The 19,352-nt window shown below is 72.8% G+C and carries 21 protein-coding genes and 1 riboswitch; of the genes, 8 read left to right on the forward strand and 13 right to left on the reverse strand.

Annotated features, from left to right (window positions below):
- Positions 1 to 28: 28 nt before the first annotated feature.
- Positions 29 to 1,672: a DAK2 domain-containing protein gene (locus OG344_RS02130; RefSeq protein ID WP_405086734.1), complete on the reverse strand. Its 1,644-nt coding sequence runs from the start codon at positions 1,670 to 1,672 to the stop codon at positions 29 to 31.
- Between the two features lie 205 nt (positions 1,673 to 1,877).
- On the opposite strand from OG344_RS02130, the gene rpmB reads away from it, so the two are divergent.
- Together rpmB and OG344_RS02140 are read left to right on the forward strand one after the other, a co-directional pair.
- Positions 1,878 to 2,063 carry a 50S ribosomal protein L28 gene (gene rpmB, locus OG344_RS02135; RefSeq protein ID WP_030506042.1) on the forward strand — a complete coding sequence of 62 codons (186 nt, stop codon included), beginning with the start codon at positions 1,878 to 1,880 and terminating at the stop codon, positions 2,061 to 2,063.
- A gap of 89 nt (positions 2,064 to 2,152) precedes the next feature.
- Positions 2,153 to 2,761, forward strand: coding sequence for a hypothetical protein (locus tag OG344_RS02140; protein WP_405086735.1), 609 nt, complete (start codon positions 2,153 to 2,155; stop codon positions 2,759 to 2,761).
- A gap of 44 nt (positions 2,762 to 2,805) precedes the next feature.
- Here the strand turns inward: OG344_RS02140 and thiD are convergent, their stop codons facing one another.
- The 3 genes from thiD to OG344_RS02155 all read right to left on the reverse strand — a co-directional run bounded on the left by thiD (position 2,806) and on the right by OG344_RS02155 (position 6,118).
- Entirely contained in the window at positions 2,806 to 3,615 is an 810-nt protein-coding gene (thiD, locus tag OG344_RS02145; protein ID WP_405086736.1) for a bifunctional hydroxymethylpyrimidine kinase/phosphomethylpyrimidine kinase, read from the reverse strand.
- Positions 3,616 to 3,804: 189 nt separating this feature from the next.
- Positions 3,805 to 5,007 (reverse strand): hypothetical protein, encoded by a 1,203-nt coding sequence (locus OG344_RS02150; protein WP_405086737.1) that lies wholly within the window; start codon positions 5,005 to 5,007, stop codon positions 3,805 to 3,807.
- Positions 5,008 to 5,149: 142 nt separating this feature from the next.
- Positions 5,150 to 6,118 carry a thiamine-phosphate kinase gene (locus OG344_RS02155; RefSeq protein ID WP_405086738.1) on the reverse strand — a complete coding sequence of 323 codons (969 nt, stop codon included), beginning with the start codon at positions 6,116 to 6,118 and terminating at the stop codon, positions 5,150 to 5,152.
- A gap of 47 nt (positions 6,119 to 6,165) precedes the next feature.
- On the opposite strand from OG344_RS02155, the gene OG344_RS02160 reads away from it, so the two are divergent.
- Both OG344_RS02160 and OG344_RS02165 read left to right on the forward strand, forming a co-directional pair.
- The gene (locus OG344_RS02160) at positions 6,166 to 6,399 is read left to right on the forward strand and encodes an Lrp/AsnC family transcriptional regulator (RefSeq protein WP_405086739.1); all 234 of its coding nucleotides are present in this window, start codon (positions 6,166 to 6,168) and stop codon (positions 6,397 to 6,399) included.
- 22 nt (positions 6,400 to 6,421) lie between these two features.
- On the forward strand, positions 6,422 to 6,865 hold the full coding sequence (locus tag OG344_RS02165) for a DUF3515 domain-containing protein (RefSeq protein WP_405086740.1): 444 nt from the start codon (positions 6,422 to 6,424) through the stop codon (positions 6,863 to 6,865).
- A 75-nt stretch (positions 6,866 to 6,940) separates the two neighbouring features.
- Here OG344_RS02165 and OG344_RS02170 read toward each other — a convergent pair whose 3' ends face one another.
- From OG344_RS02170 to OG344_RS02180, 3 genes are all read right to left on the reverse strand, one after another.
- The gene (locus tag OG344_RS02170) at positions 6,941 to 8,056 is read right to left on the reverse strand and encodes a D-alanine--D-alanine ligase family protein (RefSeq protein WP_405086741.1); all 1,116 of its coding nucleotides are present in this window, start codon (positions 8,054 to 8,056) and stop codon (positions 6,941 to 6,943) included.
- 73 nt (positions 8,057 to 8,129) lie between these two features.
- Positions 8,130 to 9,137 carry an NAD(P)H-dependent glycerol-3-phosphate dehydrogenase gene (locus OG344_RS02175; protein ID WP_405086742.1) on the reverse strand — a complete coding sequence of 336 codons (1,008 nt, stop codon included), beginning with the start codon at positions 9,135 to 9,137 and terminating at the stop codon, positions 8,130 to 8,132.
- Positions 9,138 to 9,190: 53 nt separating this feature from the next.
- Positions 9,191 to 10,000: a lysophospholipid acyltransferase family protein gene (locus OG344_RS02180; protein ID WP_405086743.1), complete on the reverse strand. Its 810-nt coding sequence runs from the start codon at positions 9,998 to 10,000 to the stop codon at positions 9,191 to 9,193.
- A 78-nt stretch (positions 10,001 to 10,078) separates the two neighbouring features.
- On the opposite strand from OG344_RS02180, the gene cofC reads away from it, so the two are divergent.
- Entirely contained in the window at positions 10,079 to 10,723 is a 645-nt protein-coding gene (gene cofC, locus OG344_RS02185; protein WP_405086744.1) for a 2-phospho-L-lactate guanylyltransferase, read from the forward strand.
- A gap of 145 nt (positions 10,724 to 10,868) precedes the next feature.
- Here cofC and OG344_RS02190 read toward each other — a convergent pair whose 3' ends face one another.
- The gene (locus tag OG344_RS02190) at positions 10,869 to 12,365 is read right to left on the reverse strand and encodes an MFS transporter (protein WP_405086746.1); all 1,497 of its coding nucleotides are present in this window, start codon (positions 12,363 to 12,365) and stop codon (positions 10,869 to 10,871) included.
- Positions 12,366 to 12,559: 194 nt separating this feature from the next.
- On the opposite strand from OG344_RS02190, the gene OG344_RS02195 reads away from it, so the two are divergent.
- From OG344_RS02195 to OG344_RS02205, 3 genes are all read left to right on the forward strand, one after another.
- Positions 12,560 to 13,309 (forward strand): TetR/AcrR family transcriptional regulator, encoded by a 750-nt coding sequence (locus OG344_RS02195; RefSeq protein WP_327047573.1) that lies wholly within the window; start codon positions 12,560 to 12,562, stop codon positions 13,307 to 13,309.
- A 106-nt stretch (positions 13,310 to 13,415) separates the two neighbouring features.
- Complete coding sequence (locus tag OG344_RS02200) at positions 13,416 to 13,664, forward strand: hypothetical protein (protein ID WP_327047574.1); 249 nt, start codon at positions 13,416 to 13,418, stop codon at positions 13,662 to 13,664.
- A gap of 33 nt (positions 13,665 to 13,697) precedes the next feature.
- A riboswitch (M-box (ykoK) riboswitch) is annotated at positions 13,698 to 13,869 on the forward strand.
- Positions 13,870 to 14,091: 222 nt separating this feature from the next.
- Positions 14,092 to 14,271 carry a hypothetical protein gene (locus OG344_RS02205; RefSeq protein WP_405086747.1) on the forward strand — a complete coding sequence of 60 codons (180 nt, stop codon included), beginning with the start codon at positions 14,092 to 14,094 and terminating at the stop codon, positions 14,269 to 14,271.
- Positions 14,272 to 14,387: 116 nt separating this feature from the next.
- On the opposite strand, the gene OG344_RS02210 is transcribed toward OG344_RS02205, so the two are convergent.
- The 5 genes from OG344_RS02210 to leuC all read right to left on the reverse strand — a co-directional run bounded on the left by OG344_RS02210 (position 14,388) and on the right by leuC (position 19,323).
- Entirely contained in the window at positions 14,388 to 16,475 is a 2,088-nt protein-coding gene (locus tag OG344_RS02210; RefSeq protein ID WP_405086749.1) for a SpoIIE family protein phosphatase, read from the reverse strand.
- A gap of 260 nt (positions 16,476 to 16,735) precedes the next feature.
- On the reverse strand, positions 16,736 to 17,032 hold the full coding sequence (locus OG344_RS02215) for an HU family DNA-binding protein (protein ID WP_327047577.1): 297 nt from the start codon (positions 17,030 to 17,032) through the stop codon (positions 16,736 to 16,738).
- Positions 17,033 to 17,083: 51 nt separating this feature from the next.
- The gene (locus tag OG344_RS02220) at positions 17,084 to 17,344 is read right to left on the reverse strand and encodes a hypothetical protein (RefSeq protein ID WP_327047578.1); all 261 of its coding nucleotides are present in this window, start codon (positions 17,342 to 17,344) and stop codon (positions 17,084 to 17,086) included.
- On the reverse strand, positions 17,323 to 17,910 hold the full coding sequence (gene leuD, locus OG344_RS02225; protein WP_327047579.1) for a 3-isopropylmalate dehydratase small subunit: 588 nt from the start codon (positions 17,908 to 17,910) through the stop codon (positions 17,323 to 17,325). Before leuD ends, OG344_RS02220 begins: the two co-directional genes overlap by 22 nt.
- Positions 17,911 to 17,937: 27 nt before the next feature.
- Positions 17,938 to 19,323, reverse strand: coding sequence for a 3-isopropylmalate dehydratase large subunit (gene leuC, locus OG344_RS02230; protein WP_405086750.1), 1,386 nt, complete (start codon positions 19,321 to 19,323; stop codon positions 17,938 to 17,940).
- Between the last annotated feature and the right edge of the window lie 29 nt (positions 19,324 to 19,352).

The following is a 19,352-nucleotide window of genomic DNA, read 5'->3' on the forward strand; positions in this document are numbered from 1 at the left end:
TACTACCCGTACCGGCCGACAATCGGGCTCACTCCGCGCCGATCAGGAGGGGATACCCGCCCTGCCCGCCCTCGTACACGACGATCTCGAGGTCGGGCCGCGTCCGCTCCAGGTCGTCCTCGACGGCCCGCGGGACCTCGGGCGGCGCGCCCGCGCCGATGACCAGCGTGACCATCTCGGTGCCGCCCGACACCAGGCGCCGGGCGACCTCGACCGCGGTCGCGGCCAGGTCCGCGCCGATCAGCGCGACCTCCCCGTCCACCACCCCGAGCACCTCGCCGGGACGGCACAGGCCCGCGCTGGTCACCGCCGCGCGGTCGGCCACCCACACGTGCCCGTGGCGGGTGTGCCCGGCCGCGTCGGTCATCGCCACGACGTCGTCGTCGAACCGGCGGAGGGGATCGTGCACGGCCAGCGCGGCGAGGCCCTGCACGGAGGCCCGGGTGGGCAGGACGCTGACGGTCGCGCCCTCCTCCCTGGCGATCTCGGCGGCGGCGACCGCCACGTCGTACACGGCGGCGTCGTTGGGCAGCACCGCGACCTCCGCGCCGGCGTCGCGGATCGCCCGCACCAGCGCGGCGACCGGCGGAACCGACCCCGGCTCGCGCCGTACGACCACCGCGCCCGCCTCCGCGAACAGGCCCGCCAGGCCGTCTCCGGCGGCGACCGCCACCACTCCCCTGACCGGGCCCGGCTCGTGCGGCCGCGCCCCGAGCCAGGTGACCCTGATCCGGTGCGGGCGCCCGGCCCGGAGCCCGGCCTCGACGGCCGCGCCCGCGTCGTCCACGTGGACGTGGACGTTCCACAGGCCCTCCCCGCCGACGACCACGAGGCTGTCCCCGAGCGCGTCCAGCTCCGCCCTCAGCCGGCTCACCTCGCCCGCGCCCGCGTCCAGGAGGTACATGACCTCGTACCCGGGGCCGTCCGCGTGCCGCCCGGTCGCCTCCGGCGCGATCCATCCGCCCGCCTCCGGCAGGACCCGGACGCGCGCCTCCGGCACGGGCCTGACGCGCGCCTCCGGCACGACCCGACCGGCCGGGGCGGGCACCTCGTGCCGCTCGCTGTACGCCTCGATCACCACCTCGGCCAGGCTCTCCAGGACGATCACCAGCCCGGCCGCGCCGGCGTCGACCACGCCGTTGCGGGACAGCACGTCGAGCTGCCCGGTCGTGCGGCGCAGCGCCCGCCGCGCCTCCTCCGCCGCGAGGCGGGCCACCGCGGCCAGGTCGTCCGGCGCGTCCCGTACGGCCCGCGCGGCGGCGGACAGCACGGTGAGCAGGGTGCCCTCAACCGGCCTGGCCACCGCCGCCCTGGCCGTCTCGGCCGCCCTCGCGAGGCCGGCGCGCAGGTCGGCGCCGTCGCCCCGGGCCGGGCCGAGCGTGTCGGCGAGGCCCTTGAGCGCCTGGCTGACGATCACGCCGGAGTTGCCCCGCGCGCCGAGCAGCGCCCCGCGGGCCAGCGCCGCCCAGGTGGCGCCGGCGTCCGCGCCGACGGGAAGAACGTCCAGCGCGTCGGCCGCGGACAAGAGCGTGAGGTGCAGGTTCGTCCCGGTGTCCCCGTCCGGCACGGGGAAGACGTTGAGCGCGTCGATCTCCGCCCTGGCCCGGCCGAGTGACGTGGCGCAGTGCCGGGACCAGCGCCGTACGGCGGGGGGATCGAGCTCCTTGAGCATCCGCCGTCCTTCCTTCCGCGCGCTCCGGCCCCGCGATGCGCTACCGTTGGCGGGTACGAGACTATCCCCGTTCGCCGGGCTCCCGTTTGGCGTGGACCGGCGCACATCGGATATCCTCGTGTGGCCAGCCGGTTGTCCCGGCATTGCTCGGATGAGCCGCTGCACCGGCGCCGGGCCGATCGACTGATTCAAAGGAGCGATTACCGTGGCTTCCGTCTGCGACGTCTGCGCCAAGAAGCCGATTTTCGGCAACAACATCTCCCACTCGCACCGCCGCACCCGCCGCCGCTGGAACCCCAACATCCAGACCGTGCGCGCGGTGGTCAACGGGACGCCGAAGCGGATGAACGTCTGCACCTCCTGCATCAAGGCGGGCAAGGTCACCCGCTGACCTGCTGACGATCCCGCCGGAGCCCGTCACCCATGCCGGTGGCGGGCTTTCGCGTGCCCGCACACCCGATGCGGGCTAACGTGGATCATGTGAGCATTCCCCTCAGCGTAGGCGCGTCCACCGGTCAGAAGACAGCGGCGACGGTGGCGGCGGCCGTGTTCCTCGTGATCTCCGGCGTGGGCGCGCGCGTGTTCCTCAAGGTGGCGGACGAGGTCTTCGCCGGCCCCGATCCCCTCAACGCGGCCGACGGGGCGAGCCCGGGTTTCGTCATGCCGGTCGTGGCGTTGATCGCGCTCGCCGCCGTGGGGACGATCGCGACCGTCCTGTTGCGCACGATCAGGTACGGCGCCCGCCTGACCGGTTCCGTACTCGACGTGCAGGGCGCGTTCACGAGCGGCAGCGCCGACCTCGCGACCGCGGACGTGTGGCTGGACTCCGAGCCCGAGTACGAGCGGAGACCGGGTGGCGAGGGGAGGCGGCACACCGGGCGGCGGATTCCCCTGCTGGTCGCCCAGGGCCCCTCGGGCCCCCGGATCAAGCTGCGCCTTCGCGATATGAACGGCGCCCTGCTGCCTCCGCGGGAGCTCACCGCCCTCGCCGACGCGGTGGAGTCCGGGACGCGCCCCGAGCCCAAGGCCGCCGAGGTGGCGGCCGTCCTGCGCCGTCTCGCCCACGACCCTCTCGGCCGCCTGCTCTGACCGGCGGCGCGGGCCTCCTCCGCCCTGCCCGGCGGGCCTCGCGGTCAGCGGGAAGCGGGGCGCAGGCGCCAGCCGTGGTCGACCGGGCCGATGCCCGCGCCCAGCGGGAACCCGTGCGCGATCGCGCCGGTGACGTACTCCTTGGCGAGCCGTACGGCGCCGGGGACGTCCTCGCCGAGGGCGAGGTAGGAGGCGATGGCGGAGGCGAGCGTGCAGCCGGTGCCGTGGGTGTGCCGGTTGTCGAGCCGCTCGGCGGTGAAGCGGTGCTCGGCCGATCCGTCGGTCAGCAGGTCGACCGGCTCGCCGGGCAGGTGCCCTCCCTTGATGAGCGCCCACTTCGGGCCGAGCGCCAGCACCGCCTCGGCGGCGCGGGGCAGGTCGGCCTCGTCCTCCACCTTGACGTCCGTGAGCTGCTCGACCTCCCACAGGTTGGGGGTGACCACGGTCGCCGTGGGCAGCAGCGTCCTCCTGACGGTCTCCACGGCCTCCGGCCGGAGCAGGCTGTCACCGTGCTTGGACACGCCCACCGGGTCCACCACGACGGGAACGGCGACGCCCGCGAGGACCTCGGCGACGGTCTCCACCAGCGCAGGCGAGGCCAGCATGCCCGTTTTGATCGCCTGGGCTCCGATGTCGCCGAGGACCGAGTCGAGCTGGGCGCGCACCGCCTCCGGGGGCAGCTCCCAGTAGCCCTGGACGCCCAGCGAGTTCTGCGCCGTCACCGCGGCGATCACGCTCATGCCGTGTACGCCGAGGGCCAGCATGGTCTTCAGGTCGGCCTGGATGCCGGCTCCGCCGCCGGAGTCGGAGCCCGCGATCGTCAGAACACGTGGTGGGGTGGTCATAGCGTCCATCCAACCAGGTCCCCTTTGGCGTAGGCCGCGCCCCTTCGCGAGCAGGGACGGGCCGGGCACGCACGGCCCGGGCGACACACTTCCCGGCGCCCATCGCGTCACCCACCGGCGACATCCCGGCGGCGGTGATGCGAGACGAGCGCCCAGCCCCGGGGCACGGGACCGGGGCACGGGATCTGGGCGCGGGCGTCAGCGGTGGTGGCGGGAGTCGCTCGCGACGGCGCAGGTTCCCTCGGCGAGCGCGCATTCGGCCGGGGCGCGGGAGGAGCCCTCGGCGTCGAAGACGACGCCGATCTCGCCGCTCTCGCCGAGCGGCTCTCCGGTGACGACCAGGGTGTCTCCCTGCTGCTCCCAGTGGGCGGCTCCTCGCACCGCGATCACCCGCCCGCCTACCGGCAGCCGGAGCGTCCAGGAGGACAGCGCCGGGCCCTCGTTGCGGACGGCGAGCCGGGCCGTGTAGGCCGCGCCGCGCCTGCCCGTCACCGCGTACGTGACGCGGACGGCGCCGTCACCCGGCGCGGCGGCCGAGTCGGTGTGCGGGGCCTCCCCGCCCGAGTCCGGCGAGCCCGAGTCCGGCCCGCCCGGCTCCGAGGTGCCGGAGGTTGCCGGGCTGCCCGGGTCCGCGCCGTCCGTCGTGCCGTCCGTCGTGCCGTCCGTTCCCGGGGCGTCGGCCGTCGCGGGAGCGCCGACGCCGGCGGGCGTGGAACCCGCGCCGCTCCGGTGCCCGGCGGGCGACGTGGCACGCGCCTTGGGAGAGGTGGAGGCACGGGCCTTGTCTTGGGTGCGCCCCTGCCCGGCGCCCGGGACAGGGTCGGCCGCCGGCTGGGAGACAGGCGGGGCGCCGGGGCCGGGGGGCGTGCCTGGACCGGTGTCGCCCCGCGCCGGGTCCTCGCCGGTCCGGCCGCCCGCGGCTCCGTCTCCCGCCGTGTCCCCCGCGGCTCCGTCCCCCGCGGCTCCGTCCCCCGCGGCTCCGTCCCCGGCCGTGCCGCCCGTCGTCCCGCCCTCCGCGTCACCGGCGGCGTCGCCTGCCGCGTCACCTATCTGGGGAGCGGGGCCGGTCTCCTGCGGCGCCCCAGCGCCGAGAGAGGGAGCACCGGTCACGGCACAGTCCACGGCGGACGCGCAGGCCTGCCGGGCCGGCTCTGCGGTCAGCGTGGTCCGCCCGGCCATCAGGCGCACCCCGCCCGTCGTCACACCGACGGCCAGCAGCACCGACAGGCCGGACACCAGCGCCACCCGCCGCAGGCGCTTCGGCGGCTCCGGCCGGTCGTTCCAGCCGGAGCCCAGGAAGCCACGAGGAGGGTCGTCGTCGTGGGAGGCGAGGCTCTCGGGAGACAGCGCGGCGAAGGTCCTGGTGCCCGGCCCCGGCTCCGGGTCACCGGGCTCACCCACGACCGGCGCCCCCTCCCCGGGTGGGGCGAGCGTGCCTTCTCCGGTGCTTCGTCCTGCCGCATGACGGCCCATGGCGGTCCTCTCTGTCGCCGACCGCCATACTTAATAACAGATCTGATACACCTATGTCACAAATTTCACTTCATTCACGGAAGTGATCCCATCCGCCCACGGCCCGGACCTGCCCGTCGACGCGTACGCCGTGACCCCGCTCGACCTGGCCGATGACCGTCCACTCCGGCGGCAGCCGTACGGCGGGAGGGAAGGTCGCGGCGAGCGCGTGGTCGTCGCCGCCGGTCAGCACCCACTCCAGCGGGTCTGCTCCCAGCTCGCCGGCTGCCGCGGCCAGGACCTCCGCCACGGGAAGGGCGGCGGCGTCCAGGGCGACGGCCACTCCCGAGGCCTCCGCGACGTGCCCGAGGTCCTGCAGCAGGCCGTCGCTCACGTCGAGCATGGCCGTCGCGCCGAGCAGCGCGGCCCGGGGCCCGCAGGCGTACGGCGGCCGGGGGCGCCGGTGCGCCTCAAGAAGCTCCCGCAACTCCGGGGCGCCGGCGCCGGCCCCCGCCGTGAGCAGGGCGAGACCCGCCGCCGCGTGGCCGAGGCGGCCGGCCACCGCGACCACGTCCCCGGGCCGCGCGCCCGCACGGGTCACCGGCGGCCGTCCGCCGAGGTCTCCCAGCGCGGTCACCCCGAGCACGACGCTCTCCGATCGCGTGACGTCGCCCCCCGCCACGGTCGCGCCCACGAGGTCGCACTCGTCGCGGAAGCCGTCGGTCAGCGCGTCGAGCCAGTCGGCGGCGGCGTCCGGGGGCAGGCCGAGCCCGACCACCAGCGCGGTGGGTTCCGCTCCCATGGCGGCGATGTCGGCGAGGTTCTGCGCCGCCGCCTTGCGGCCGATGTCGTAGCCGCCCGACCAGTCGCGGCGGAAGTGCCTTCCCTCCACCAGAAGGTCCGTGCTCACCACCACCCGGCCGTCGGGCGCGCGCAGGATCGCGGCGTCGTCACCGGGGCCCAGCAGTACGGCCGCGCCCTGAGGAAGCCGTCCTGATATTCGCTGAATTACTCCGAATTCGCCCAGTTCTCCGACTGTGATGGCACACCCCTTGTGCATCCGAGGTACGGTTACGCTCCGGCACTGATCTCTACCCGGAGGGCATCATGGTGCAGGCCTACATCCTTATCCAGACCGAGGTCGGCAGGGCGGCCAACGTGGCCGAGGAGATCTCCTCCATCCCTGGGGTGACACAGGCCGAGGACGTGACCGGCCCCTACGACGTGATCGTCCGCGCCCAGGCCGGCAACGTGGACGAACTCGGCAAGCTCGTGGTGGCCCAGATCCAGGCGGTGCAGGGCATCACCCGCACGCTGACGTGTCCGATCGTCCACATCTGACCGCGAACCGACCGGGGGGACGATGCGCGTGGCGAGGGGCACGGCCGCGGCCGCGGCGGGTCTGACGCTGGCCCTGCTCACGGCCTGCTCGTCGACCATCCACGTGGAGCCGCCCTCGCCGGCCGGCGAGGCCGCCGCGGCCTGCCGCAGGCTCGGCGCGGCCCTGCCCGGGACGCTCGACGGGCTCGGCCGGGCCGAGTCCGAGCCGCCCTCGCCGTACGTCGCCGTCTGGGGCGACGGCCAGATCGCCCTGCGCTGCGGCGTGCCCCGCCCGGCCGCGATGGAGCCCACGGCCGAGGTCGTCGACGTCAACGGCGTCGGCTGGTTCCAGGACCCCCGGCTGCCGACGCTGTTCACCTCGGTCAACCGGGTGGCGTACGTCGAGGTCACGATCGCCAAGAGCCACCAACCGGCCGCGGTGCTGGTCGATCTCGCCGAGCCGGTCAAGCGGAACGTCCCCGATTAGCCGGCGCCTGGGACGGCACGGTCAGCGCGAGCCGTCGGGACGGCACGGTCAGCGCGAGCCGTCGGGACGGCACGGTCAGCGCAGCCCGGCGGGGCGGCGCAGGGCGAGCTGGATCAGGCGGTCCACCAGGTCGGCGTACGGCAGCCCGGTGGCGGCCCACAGCTGCGGCGCGACCGACAGCGAGGTGAACCCCGGCATGGTGTTGATCTCGTTGACGATCAGCTCGCCGGACGGCGTGTAGAAGAAGTCGACCCTCGACAGTCCCTCGCAGCCGAGCGCCTCGTACGCGCGCACCGCCATGGCCCGCAGCGTCTCGGCCGCCTCGGCGGGGATGTCGGCGGGGGCCCGGAGCTCCATCTGGCCGGGGTGATACTTGGCCTCGAAGTCGAAGAACTCGCGGTCGCCCCGCACCAGCACCTCGCCGGGGACGCTGGCCTCGGGAGCGGCGCCGTCCGGCGACTCCAGCACGGCGCACTCGATCTCCCGGCCGGCGACGGCGGCCTCGACCAGCACCTTCGGGTCGTGCTCGCGGGCCCGCTCGATCGCCAGCTCCAGCGACTCGGGGTCGTGCGCCTTGGAGATCCCCTGCGACGACCCGGCCCGGGACGGCTTGACGAACACCGGCCAGCCCAGTTCCTCGATCTCCTTCAGCACCCGGCCGCGGTCGAGGCGCCAGTCGCGGTCCCGGACGACCACGAACGGGCCGACCGGCAGGCCTGCCACGCGCAGGACGAGCTTCATGTACGCCTTGTCCATCCCGACCGCGCTGGCCAGCACGCCCGAGCCGACGTAACGGACCCCGGCCATCTCCAGCAGGCCCTGGATGGTCCCGTCCTCGCCGAACGGGCCGTGCATCACCGGGAACACGACGTCCACCTGCCCGAGCGAGCGCGGGATCTCGCCGGGCTCCAGGGCCACGAGCGCGCCGGAATCCCCCGGCAGCGCGAGCGCCGTGCCCGAGTCGTCCACGACGGGCAGGCGGCCCGACTCGATCGCGTACGTCTGGCCGCCGGAGGCCAGCACCCAGCGCCCGTCCTGGGCGATGCCGATGGGGACGACCTCGTACTTCGTCCGGTCGATGGCCTGCAGCACGCTGCCCGCGCCCATCAGCGAGACGGCGTGCTCGGAGTTGCGCCCGCCGAAGACGACTGCCACGCGCACGCGTGACGGGGACTCGCGATCCTCATTCATGATGCCCGAATCTACCGTGTTCGAGGGGCATAACGGCTTGTCAGCCGCGCGCCTCGGAGAGCCGGACGCCTGGTCAGACGCCGTAGCGCTCCGGTTTCGGCGTGCGGGACATAAGCAGCACGGCGGCCTCGCCCGGAGTCATGCCGTCGTGGACGACCCCCACGACCACCTCGGTGATCGGCATCTCCACGTCGTGCTTCCTGGCCAGTTCGAGCACCGACTCGCACGACTTGACGCCCTCGGCGGTCTGCTTCGTGGCCGCGACGACCTCGGCCATGGTCATCCCGCGGCCCAGATTCTCGCCGAAGGTCCGGTTGCGCGACAGCGGCGAGGTGCAGGTCGCGACGAGGTCGCCCATGCCGGCGAGGCCCGCGAAGGTGTGCTGGTCGGCGCCGAGCGCCGCGCCCAGCCGGGCGATCTCGGCGAGCCCGCGCGTCATGAGCGTCGCGCGCACGTTGTCGCCCAGGCCCATGCCGGCCGCGACGCCGACGGCCAGCGCGATGACGTTCTTGACCGCGCCGCCAAGCTCGACGCCGACCACGTCCGGGTTCGTGTACGTCCGGAACCACGGCAGGTGGCACGCCTCCTGCAGCCGGTCCGCCACCTCCTCGTCGGTGCAGGCGACGACGGCCGCGGCGGGCTGCCGCCGGGCCAGCTCGGGCACCAGGTTGGGCCCGGAGACCACGGCCACCCGGCTCGCCGGCACCTCCGCCACCTCGCAGGCGACCTCGCTCATCCGCTTGCAGGTGCCGAGTTCGACGCCCTTCATCAGGCTGACCAGCACCGCCCCGGGCGGGATGTGGTGCTTCCACCCCTGGAGGTTGGCGCGCAGCGTCTGGGACGGGACGGCGAGGACCACGAAGTCCGCGCCGTCCATCGCCTCGGCGGGGTCGGTCGTCGCGCGGAGGGTGTCGGGCAGCCGCGTCCCCGGCAGGTACTCCGGGTTCTCCCGGGTCTCGTTGATCGCGTCGACGATCTGCGCCCGCCTGCCCCACAGGGTCGTGGTGGTGCCCGCCTCGGCGAGGATCATCGCGAACGTGGTGCCCCACGAGCCCGTACCAAAAACAGCCGCCCTGCTCACTGGACGCACCACTCCTCTTGCCGCACCCGCTCACCCCTCACCGTACGCTCCGGTCAGCCGTTGGAGTCGTTCTTCGGGTCATAGGGGACCTCTGGCGCCTTCTCATCCCGAATCTCGGCGAGCAGGGCGGTGATGGCCGCCATGATGTCGGCGGTCGCGTCGCGCAGGACCGAGCCGCGCAGGGGCTGCCCGGCGTACCGGGACAGATCCACCGGCGGCCCGGCGAGCACGTGGAAGGTCGTGCGAGGCAGGAGGTGCGGCTTCTTCTCGCCGTACGGCAGCAGTTCCTGGGCGCCCCAGTGCGCGATCGGGATGACCGGCACGCCGCTCGTGAGGGCCAGCCGGGCGACACCGGTCTTGCCGGTCATCGGCCACATCTCGGGATCGCGGCTGATCGTGCCCTCGGGATAGAACATGATGCAGGCGCCGTTCCGGAGCCGCTCCTCGGCGGTCCTGAGCGACCGCGTGGCCTCGGTGCTGTTGCGCTCGACCGGGATGGCCTGGAACTGCCTGACGGCGCGGCCGAGGAGGGGCAGCCGGAAGAGGCCGGCCTTGGCCAGGATCGTCGGCCACCGCCCGTTGTTGTAGAGGTAGTGGGCGAGCAGCACGGGGTCGGACCACGACAGGTGGTTGGCCGCGATGATCAGCCCCCCGGTGCGCGGGATGTTCTCCCCGCCGCGCCACTTCCGCCGTACGAAGAGCCGGGAGATCGGCTTGACGACGACGACCGCGAGCGCCTCCCACCGGCGGGGCGGCCGCCCGGCACGCCGGCTCACCGCCTCTGGAAGACGACCCGAACCGGGGTCGGCGGCGTGGGGCGCGGGAGTGCTCGGGTCGGGTGCGGGGTCGCTGGGGTGGCTCACAAGGTCTCCAAAATCACCAGAATCCGGGACAAGTCTCCCGGTTGGCCATGCGCGATGTCGAGGCGGGATGCTACAACCATGCCCCTGGTGCGATGGTCAATTGTGGTTCCGGTGAAGACCCTGATCCGGGCCAAGACACGGCTCGCCACCGCGGCGGGGCCGCACCGGGCCGACCTGGCGGTGGCGGTGGCCTGCGACACCGTGGCGGCGGCGCTGCGCTGCCGCCTCGTCGCGCGGGTGGTGGTCGTGACGGCCGACCCGCTGCCCGCGCGGCGGCTGGCCGCCCTGGGCGCCCATGTGGTGGCCGATCCCGACCGGGGGCTGAACACGGCCCTGCGGACCGGCGCGGAGGAGGCCGTACGGCTCGCGCCGGGCGACGCCGTCGGCGCCCTGCAGGCCGACCTGCCCGCCCTGCGGCCCGCGGAGCTGGAGACGGCGCTCGGGGCCGCGCCGGAGTTCGACCAGGTGTTCGTCCCCGACGCCGCCGAGGTGGGCACCACGTTCTACGGCATACGGCCCGGCGTGCCCTTCCGGCCGGGATTCGGCGGCGAGTCGCGGGCCCGGCACCTCTCACGGGGGGCCAAGGAGCTGGCCCCGCCCGGGATCGCCTCGGTGCGCCGGGACGTCGACACGATCGAGGACCTGCTCGAGGCCCTCGCCCTCGGCGTCGGTCCCGCGACCGCCGGGGTCGCGGCCCGGATCCTCGGCGGCGCACCGCGCTGACGCACCGCACTGACGCACCGCACTGACGCACCGCACCGCACCGCACCGCACCGCGCCGGCCCGCCGGGCGGAAAGGCGCCCCGGGACGGGAAAGGCGGTCACGCCGAGCCCCCGCTCCGGCATGACCGCCCGCGACGCCGTCGTCCTAGTGCGCCGCCTCCGCGTTCTCGCGGGCGTGCCTGGGCAGGAGGAACGCCACCGCGAACGTCACGACGAGCATCCCAGCGACGACCCAGAGGGTGACCTTCATGGCCTGGTCGAAGCTCGCGGCGGTGGGCAGGTCGCCGAGCAGGTCGAAGAAGATCGTGCCGAGCAGGGCCACGCCGAAGGCGTTGCCCAGTTGCTGCACGGCGGTCAGCGTGCCGGAGGCCGAGCCGGTCTCGTGCTCCTCCACCCCGGCGAGGACGATGTCGAAGAACGGCGACATCAGCATGCCCATGCCGACCCCGCTGACCAGCAGGGCGGGGACGAGCTGCCAGGGGTTCACCTGCGTCCCGGTGATGGTCAGCGTGAGCAGGACGCCGAGGACCCCCAGCGTCATGACGAGCGTGCCGAGGTGCAGCAGCCTGCGCCCGAGCTTCTGCAGCGGCTGGGCGACCCCGAAGCCGACGATCATTCCGGCGGACCACGGGACCATCACCAGCCCGGCCTTCAGCGCGGAGTAGTGCAGCCCGATCTGGCAGTAGAGGTTGAAGGCCAGCATGAACCCGGCCATGCCGGAGAAGAACACCATCCCGGTGAACAGGCCGCCGGTGAACGCGCGCTTGCGGAACAGGCTCGGCACGATCAGCGGGTCGCCGCCCCCGCGGCTCCTGCGGGACTGGAACCAGCCGAAGGCGGCGAAGACCACCGCCGAGGCGGCCAGCATGACGAAGGCCCACACCGGCCAGTCGTGCTCACGCCCCTGCACGAGAGGGTAGATCACCAGGAAGCCGCCCACGGAGGCGAGCACGACGCCGCCCAGGTCGAGCCGCAGCGGGTGCGGCGACCGCGACTCGGGAAGGAAGCGCAGACCGGCGGCCAGCGCGGCGAGGCCGAGCGGCAGGTTGACCAGGAAGATCATGCGCCAGCCGGTGCCCCAGTAGTCGGCCTCCACGAGCCAGCCGGCCAGGATCGGGCCGCCCACGGCGGACAGGCCCATGACCGGCCCGAACATGCCGAACGCCTTGCCCATCTCGGCCGGCGGGAACATCTCCTTGATCATGCCGAGTCCCTGGGGCAGCATGACCGCGCCGAACAGGCCCTGCACCACCCGGGCCCCGATGAGCATCTCGGGCGACTGCGCGACGGCGCACAGCAGGGAGCCCGCGGTGAAGCCGGCGGCCCCGATCAGGAACATCCGCTTGCGCCCGAAGATGTCTCCCAGCCGGCCGCCGGTGATCAGGCCCACGGCCATGGCCAGCGTGTAGGCGGCACCCAGCCACTGGATGATCGACTCCGATCCGCCCAGGTCGGCGCGCATGCTCGGCGCCGCGATGTTGGTGACCATCGCGTCGAGCAGATCCATGATCTCCGCCGCGAGGATCACGAAGAGCGCGGCCCAGCGCCACCGGTACGCGGGTGCCTCGCCCACGGGCGCCCCGTCCACCGGCGCCTCGTCCACTGGCTCGGACGCCGCGGTGCTGGCAGTGTTCGCCATCATCCCTCCTTGAGTGTTTGAACAGTGTTCACCAAATCTGAGCGCTGTTCTATCATTGAACGACGTTCAGCACAAAGTCCGCTGTTCTCAAGATATATCTCGTCCGGCCGCAGCACAAGATATATCTCGTTTGGAGAGCGGTGTTCGCTGAGCGGAAGCGGTGTTCACTACCATGAGCGTGAGAGTGGAGGTCCTTGTTGACGCAGCCGGACATGCCGACGCCGCCGTGGGAGCGCCCGCCGAAGCGGCGCAGGCCGCCAAGGGTGCCTCTGAGCCGGGAGCGCATCGTGGACGCCGCGTACGCCGTCCTCGACCGGGAGGGTTACGACGGGCTGAGCATGCGCCAGGTGGCCGCGGAGCTGCACGTCGCCGTCTCGGCGCTCTACGTCCACGTACGTGACAAGGACGAGCTGCTGCGGCTGATGTACAACCGGCTGTTCGACGGCTACGAGCTGCCCGAGCCCGATCCCGAGCACTGGCGGGAGCAGGTCAGGGACTTCGCCCGCCAGGGACGCAAGCACCTGCTCGGTCACCGGGACATGGCGAAGATCTCGATGGGCCACGTCCCCTTCACCCCGGAGCTGCTCCCCCACGTCGAGCGGTTGCTGGCGATGTTCACCACCGCCGGGCTGCCGAAGAAGGTCGCCGCCATCGCGGGTGACCTGCTGTCGACGTACATGGACGGGTTCGTGCTGGAGGAGAGCCTCTGGCGGGACCGCTATCCGGAGAACGGCGGAGCGGCCCCGGAGAAGATGCGCGAGGAGATCCAGAGCTACTTCGCCTCGCTCCCGCAGGACCGGTTCCCGAACCTGGTGGCGCTCGCCGACGTCATGGTGGACGAGTCGAACGACTACCGGTTCGAACTCGGCCTGGAGATCATCCTGCGTGGCATCGCCTCCTACGTCGGCGAGCCGGACCCCGGGAACGACCACCCGGAGACCGGCTGACGGCCCACCCGGCGCGTCGTGGTCACGCCGGCGATGCCGGCATCCGCGCGATCAGGGCGTCAAAGGAGTTTCGCGACGGTCCGGGCGGCGGCGATAGGCTGACGACGTGCGGGTGACGGTGCAGGCGACGGTGCGGAGCTTCGATCCGGAGAGCCGGTCGGGCGTGGTCTTCCTCGACGACGGCACCCGCGTCCCCTTCGACGGCGAGGCGTTCGACGCCGGACCGCTGCGACACCTGCGCCCCGGCCAGCGGGTCGCCCTCGTCATGGCGGACGGCCGGGTCTCCTACCTCACGCTGTCGACCTTCCCCGTGCCCGGAGAAGGCGACCTCTTGGTTGACACCGGGCGGGTTTGACCGGACGCCCTGGCCAGGGGTGTACTGGAAGGACAGGCACCTCGTTCGGTGAGGCGTCTGCGCGGACACAGGCCACTGACCCCCCTCGTCGAGAGACGTCCCGGGTCAGGACAGGTCTCCCCGGCTTAAGGGGTGACCCCAGGTGGCTTCCCCGTCGCGGGGATCACGCCGCGCAGTGCCAAAGCTCTGACGTGAGAGGTGTGTGCCGCGCGCGACGCGGTACGGCGAGGGGCGCGGTCGTCGCCCCCACGACCCTGAGGAGGTGGTCGGGATGAGTTCCGGCGGTAGTCCACAACCATTCCATCCCGTCACCTGCCCCGGAACGACGCGAGGCTCCCGCGTCGTCGAGGCGGTTCCCGCCCGCTGTCACGCCGGGTGACGGGTTCTCATCCGTGCCGGACGCCCGGCACGAGCCAGGAGGTCCGTCATGACGATCACGATTTCTGTCCCGTTCGCGCTGCCGCAGACCCTGGTCAGGACGGCTCGCGCCCTGTTCCCCGTCCTGATGCCGCTGGCTCTCGCCCTGATGGGCGCCGACGCGGGAGCCGGCCTCGTCGTGGGGCTGGAGATCGGGCTGCTGATCCTCCGGCACCTGCTGGGGACGTGAGAGGGACCGGGCTCCGGGCGCCGGTCGGCGGCGATGCGGTGGCGAGCGTCCGGCGGGGCCCAGAGTGGGGCGGAGTCCATGCCCGTACCCGGCCGGCCTGGGACTCCAGGTGGCGCTTAGCCTGCCGGCGGCAGGCGCAGGGCGATCATGGCGATGTCGTCCTCTCCCGTGAGAGGCATGCCGGTGAGCAGTTCGTCGCAGAACCGGCCCAGGGGCGCGCGGGCGAGCGGCTCGGCGCGCCGCCGCAGCCGTTCGAGTCCGTCGCCGATGTCCTCTCCCCGCCGTTCGACGAGGCCGTCGGTGTAGAGCAGCAGGGTGCCGTCCGGCGGCAGCGGCTCCACGGCGCTGGTCCACGGCCTGCCGTGACGCAGGCCGAGGAGGGGGTTGCGCGCGTCCCGCAGGAAACGGCTCCGCCCGTCGCCGGTCACCAGCAACGGCGGCGGATGCCCGGCCACCGAGTAGGCCAGCCGCCATCCGCCCTCTTCGTCTCTCTCGACGCGGGTGAGGACGCAGGTCGCGGTGCTCTCCCGGTTCAGGGTCTCCAGGGCGGCGTTGAGCCGTCGCAGGACGTGCCCGGGAGACTCGTCGCGGTCGACGGCGAGCGCCCGCAGCATGTTCCGCACCTGGCTCATGCACACGGCCGCGGCGAGGTCGTGCCCGGCCACGTCCCCGATCACCAGGTCGAGGACGCCGCCGGACGGCACGAACGCGTCGTACCAGTCTCCGCCGATCTCCGCGGCGGTCGGGCTCGCCTGGTAGCGCGCGGCGATCTCCAGGCCGGGCACCTGAGGCGGATCGGCCAGCAGGCTGTGCTGCAGCGCCAGCGCCACCCTCTGGTTGCGCCGGAACCGCAGCGCCTTGCTGACGGCGTCGTGCGTGTGGTCGAGCATCTCCCGCATCAACCGGACGTCGTCCGGCGCGATCGGGGGGCGGTCCCCGCGGACGCCGGTCACGACCACCGTCGCCACCTCGCCCTCGACGACCACCGGCATGATGGCCAGGCTGTGCTCCCCGGCCTCTTTGATCCACGCTGTCACGTCGTCCGCGCAGGGGAACGGCGGCCGTCCCGGCGGGAAGGTCGCCTGCAGGGGCCGGCGCTGCCGCACCGCGCGTACGAACCCGCTGTCGGCGGGGTGGTACTCCTTGCGCCGTGGCGGCAGGCTCGGCAGCCCCTCCCGTACGGCGGAGGCGACGCGCTCGGTGACGATCGACCCGGACGGCGCGCCACCCGCCTCGGGCAGCAGGTAGACGTAGCACGAGTCGGCCAGTTCCGGCACGATCACGTGGGCGAACTCCTCGCACATCTCCTCGAGGTTGGAGATGTCGCTCGCGGCGGCGGCGGCGCGGTCCAGCAGCCGGCGACGCCGAGCCTCCTGCCACTCCTGCTCGACGTCGGTGGAGGCGCCCACCCACTCCACCACCTCACCGTCCTCGTGCACGGGCACGGCCCGGTAGCGGACGTGACGGTAGCGGCCGTCGGGGGTGCGGACGCGGTAGATCTGCTCGTAGAACGAGACGGCCTGTTCGGTGGCCCTGTCCCAGGACTCCACGGCGGCCGCGCGGTCCTCGGGGTGGATGGTCCTGAACCAGCCGTCGCCGAGGCTCTCCTCCACGGTCTGTCCCGTCAGGCGGTGCCAGCCCTGGCTCATCTCCCTGGCCTCGCCGTGCGGGCCGGTCACCCACACCAGGTGCGCGTCCGCCCACACCATGCTCTGGTAGCGGCGCTGGAGGCGGCGCCACTCCTTCTCCATGACCCGGACGCGCCGGGCCGCGGCGATATGCGCCGAGACTTCCTGGACCACCGCCAGCAGACCGCTCTCCCCGCAGGTGAGGGGAACCCTGGACAGGTTCAGGCGAAAGGAGGCCTCGCGGGACGCGCCGCCGGGACCGGTCACGGTGACGACGACCTCGTCGAGGCACACCGCCTCCCCCGTCTCCAGGACGTGGCCGAGCGTGCCGGGGGAGATCCGCCGGACGAGGTCGGGGAAGACCTCCCGGACGGGCGTCCCGGCCGGCCGGTCTTCGCCAGACCGCTCGCCACACGTCCACCCGCCGTCCGGCCGCTCACCGAACATCGCGGCCAAGGCGGCGTTCGTGTAGACGAGCCGGTGGTCCTCGCCCCCGGTCACCAGAACTCCGACCGGCGCATGGTCGAACAGCTCCAGTGGAATGCGGCTGGTCTCTCGTTCGTGGCCGACGTGCACTGAATCATTCCCCCGCGGTCGCATCAAGCACGCGCCGTCGGGCCCTGGCGGGCGCGCGCGATTCGCTTACCTGATGATTGCACAGGTTTGCGCAGGTCAGGCCAGAGATGCGAGCTCTTTACCCCGTCATGACAGGCACAAGACGAACGGCGCCCGGGAACCCCGAGCGCCGTCCACAGTGCCAAAACTGCGTGGGACTTGCTGAAAGACGATGCCGGCGACGACCACAGGGCCGGCCGTCGCCGGACCCCGCGGGCCGGCTACTTCTTCTTGGCGGCCTTGCCGCCCGCGTTGACCTGCTCCTTGAAGTCCGCGCCAGGGCGGAACCTCGGCGCCCAGCTCTCCTCCACCTTGATCGGGTCGCCTGTGGAGGGGTTGCGAGCCGTACGGGCGGGCTTGTGCACCATCTCGAAGGCGCCGAAGCCGGTGATCGAGACCTTGTCACCGCTGGCGACGGCACCCTGGATGGCGTCGAGGACGGCGTTGACGGCCTCGGTGGCCGTCTTCTTGTCACCGACACGATCCGCGATCGCGTCGACGAGTTCCTTCTTGTTCATTTCGGTTCCTCCCCCTTACGCGCTTGAAATTAGGGGACGAGGTCGCGGGACTCAATCACCGGGGGGCATGTTTCGCCTGCTCGGCGTGTCGGATGCGCCGTCCAGATAGGCGATGAAGACGTCCAGCCGGGCGGCCGCATGGCCTATGTCCCGCTTTGCCGCGTCACAGATAGCAAGCAGCCGTCGCGCCAGGCGGGCCTGCTCCTCCTGTGGTAAGGCTAACGCCCTGACGCGGCGATGCGCATCACGCAGTCGCCGCGCCAGCAGCGCGTCTTCGGTCTGAGGCGCGTTCAGACGGTCGTCGGCAGCCATGGCTGCCGTCCATTCTCGTACTCCTCGACGGCGTCCGCGTGACGCAGGGTCAGGCCGATGTCGTCGAGGCCCTCCAGCAGCCGCCAGCGGGTGTAGTCGTCGATCTCGAACGACGCGACCAGGTCCCCCGCGCGCACCTGACGTTCCACGAGGTCGACGGTGATCTCCGTCGCCGGGTCGGCCTCCACCGCGTCCTGCAGGCTCTTGACGACGTCCTCGGGCAGGACGACCGGCAGCAGGCCCATCTTGGTGGAGTTGTTGCGGAAGATGTCGCCGAACCGCGAGGCGATCACGGCGCGGAAGCCGTACTGCTGCAGGGCCCAGACGGCGTGCTCACGCGAGGAGCCGGTGCCGAAGTCGGGCCCGGAGACGAGGATCGACGCGCCCTCGTACGCCGGGTCGTTGAGCACGAACGACGGGTCCTCCCGCCAGGCGGCGAACAGGCCCTTCTCGAAGCCCGTACGGCTGACCTGCTTGAGCCAGACGGCCGGGATGATCTGGTCGGTGTCCACGTTGCTGCGGCGCAGCGGCACAGCCCGGCCGGTGTGCGTGGTGAAGGCGTCCATGTGATCTTCTCCTGGAACGTGGACGGACTAGAGGTCGGCGGGGGCGGTCAGCCGGCCGGTCACCGCGGTCGCGGCGGCCACCTGCGGCGACACGAGATGGGTGCGCCCGCCCTTGCCCTGGCGGCCCTCGAAGTTGCGGTTGGAGGTCGACGCGCTGCGCTCGCCCGGCTTCAGGGTGTCGGGGTTCATGCCGAGACACATCGAACAGCCGGCCTCCCGCCACTCGGCGCCGGCCGCCGTGAAGACCTCGTGCAGGCCCTCCTCCTCGGCGGCCTTCTTGACCCCCATGGAGCCCGGGACGATCAGCGTGCGGGTGACGACCGAGCGCCCGCGCAGGATCTCGGCGGCGGCGCGCAGGTCCTCGATACGGCCGTTGGTGCACGATCCGACGAAGACCGTGTCGACCTGGACGTCGCGCAGCGGCGTCCCGGCGGTGAGGCCCATGTATTCCAGCGCCCGCTCGGCGGCGGCCCGCTCGACCGGGTCGGCGAACTGCTCGGGCGACGGCACGGCGGCGCCGAGCGGCACGCCCTGCCCCGGGTTGGTGCCCCAGGTGACGAACGGCGTGAGGGCCGCGGCGTCGATCTCCACGACCTTGTCGAACACGGCGTCGTCGTCGGTGCGCAGCGTCTTCCAGTACTCGACCGCCTGGTCCCAGGCCTCGCCGGAGGGCGCGTGCGGACGGCCGCGCAGATACTCGAACGTGGTCTCGTCGGGGGCGATCAGGCCCGCCCGCGCGCCGGCCTCGATCGACATGTTGCAGACGGTCATGCGGCCCTCCATGGAGAGGTTGCGCACGGCCTCGCCGCGGTACTCGACGATGTGGCCCTGCCCGCCGCCGGTGCCGATCTTCGCGATGATCGCGAGGATCAGGTCCTTGGCGGTCACGCCGACCGGAAGCTCGCCCTTGACCTCGATCGCCATCGTCCTCGGCCGGTAGGCGGGCAGCGTCTGGGTGGCCAGCACGTGCTCGACCTCGGAGGTGCCGATGCCGAACGCGATGGCGCCGAACGCGCCGTGGGTCGAGGTGTGCGAGTCGCCGCAGACGATGGTCATGCCGGGCTGGGTCAGCCCGAACTGCGGGCCGATGATGTGCACCACGCCCTGTCCGGCGTCGCCCATCGGGTGCAGGCGGACGCCGAACTCGGCGGCGTTCTTGCGCAGTGTCTCAACCTGCGCGCGCGACACCGGGTCGGCGATCGGCCCGAGCACGGTCGGGACGTTGTGGTCCTCGGTGGCGATCGTGAGCTCGGGGCGGCGCACGGGGCGCCCGGCCATGCGCAGGCCGTCGAACGCCTGCGGGCTGGTCACCTCGTGGATGAGGTGCAGGTCGATGTAGAGCAGGTCGGGCTCGCCCTCGGCCCGGCGTACGACGTGCTGCTCCCAGACTTTCTCAGCCAGTGTTCGACCCATGGTGGACGCCTCCTCGCGTTCGGACCCCC

Source organism: Microbispora sp. NBC_01389, from assembly GCF_045040095.1.
Lineage (GTDB): Bacteria > Actinomycetota > Actinomycetes > Streptosporangiales > Streptosporangiaceae > Microbispora.

Excerpts from the sequence above, each read along its gene's own strand:
- thiD (WP_405086736.1), bottom strand. The coding sequence starts at position 3,615 with ATGGACGCTATGACCACCCCACCACGTGTTCTGACGATCGCGGGCTCC.
- OG344_RS02190 (WP_405086746.1), bottom strand. The coding sequence starts at position 12,365 with ATGATGGCGAACACTGCCAGCACCGCGGCGTCCGAGCCAGTGGACGAG.
- OG344_RS02155 (WP_405086738.1), bottom strand. The coding sequence starts at position 6,118 with ATGCACAAGGGGTGTGCCATCACAGTCGGAGAACTGGGCGAATTCGGA.
- OG344_RS02165 (WP_405086740.1), top strand. The coding sequence starts at position 6,422 with ATGCGCGTGGCGAGGGGCACGGCCGCGGCCGCGGCGGGTCTGACGCTG.
- cofC (WP_405086744.1), top strand. The coding sequence starts at position 10,079 with ATGCCCCTGGTGCGATGGTCAATTGTGGTTCCGGTGAAGACCCTGATC.
- OG344_RS02130 (WP_405086734.1), bottom strand. The coding sequence starts at position 1,672 with ATGCTCAAGGAGCTCGATCCCCCCGCCGTACGGCGCTGGTCCCGGCAC.
- leuD (WP_327047579.1), bottom strand. The coding sequence starts at position 17,910 with ATGGACGCCTTCACCACGCACACCGGCCGGGCTGTGCCGCTGCGCCGC.
- OG344_RS02160 (WP_405086739.1), top strand. The coding sequence starts at position 6,166 with ATGGTGCAGGCCTACATCCTTATCCAGACCGAGGTCGGCAGGGCGGCC.
- OG344_RS02205 (WP_405086747.1), top strand. The coding sequence starts at position 14,092 with ATGACGATCACGATTTCTGTCCCGTTCGCGCTGCCGCAGACCCTGGTC.
- OG344_RS02220 (WP_327047578.1), bottom strand. The coding sequence starts at position 17,344 with ATGGCTGCCGACGACCGTCTGAACGCGCCTCAGACCGAAGACGCGCTG.
- OG344_RS02215 (WP_327047577.1), bottom strand. The coding sequence starts at position 17,032 with ATGAACAAGAAGGAACTCGTCGACGCGATCGCGGATCGTGTCGGTGAC.
- OG344_RS02170 (WP_405086741.1), bottom strand. The coding sequence starts at position 8,056 with ATGAATGAGGATCGCGAGTCCCCGTCACGCGTGCGCGTGGCAGTCGTC.
- leuC (WP_405086750.1), bottom strand. The coding sequence starts at position 19,323 with ATGGGTCGAACACTGGCTGAGAAAGTCTGGGAGCAGCACGTCGTACGC.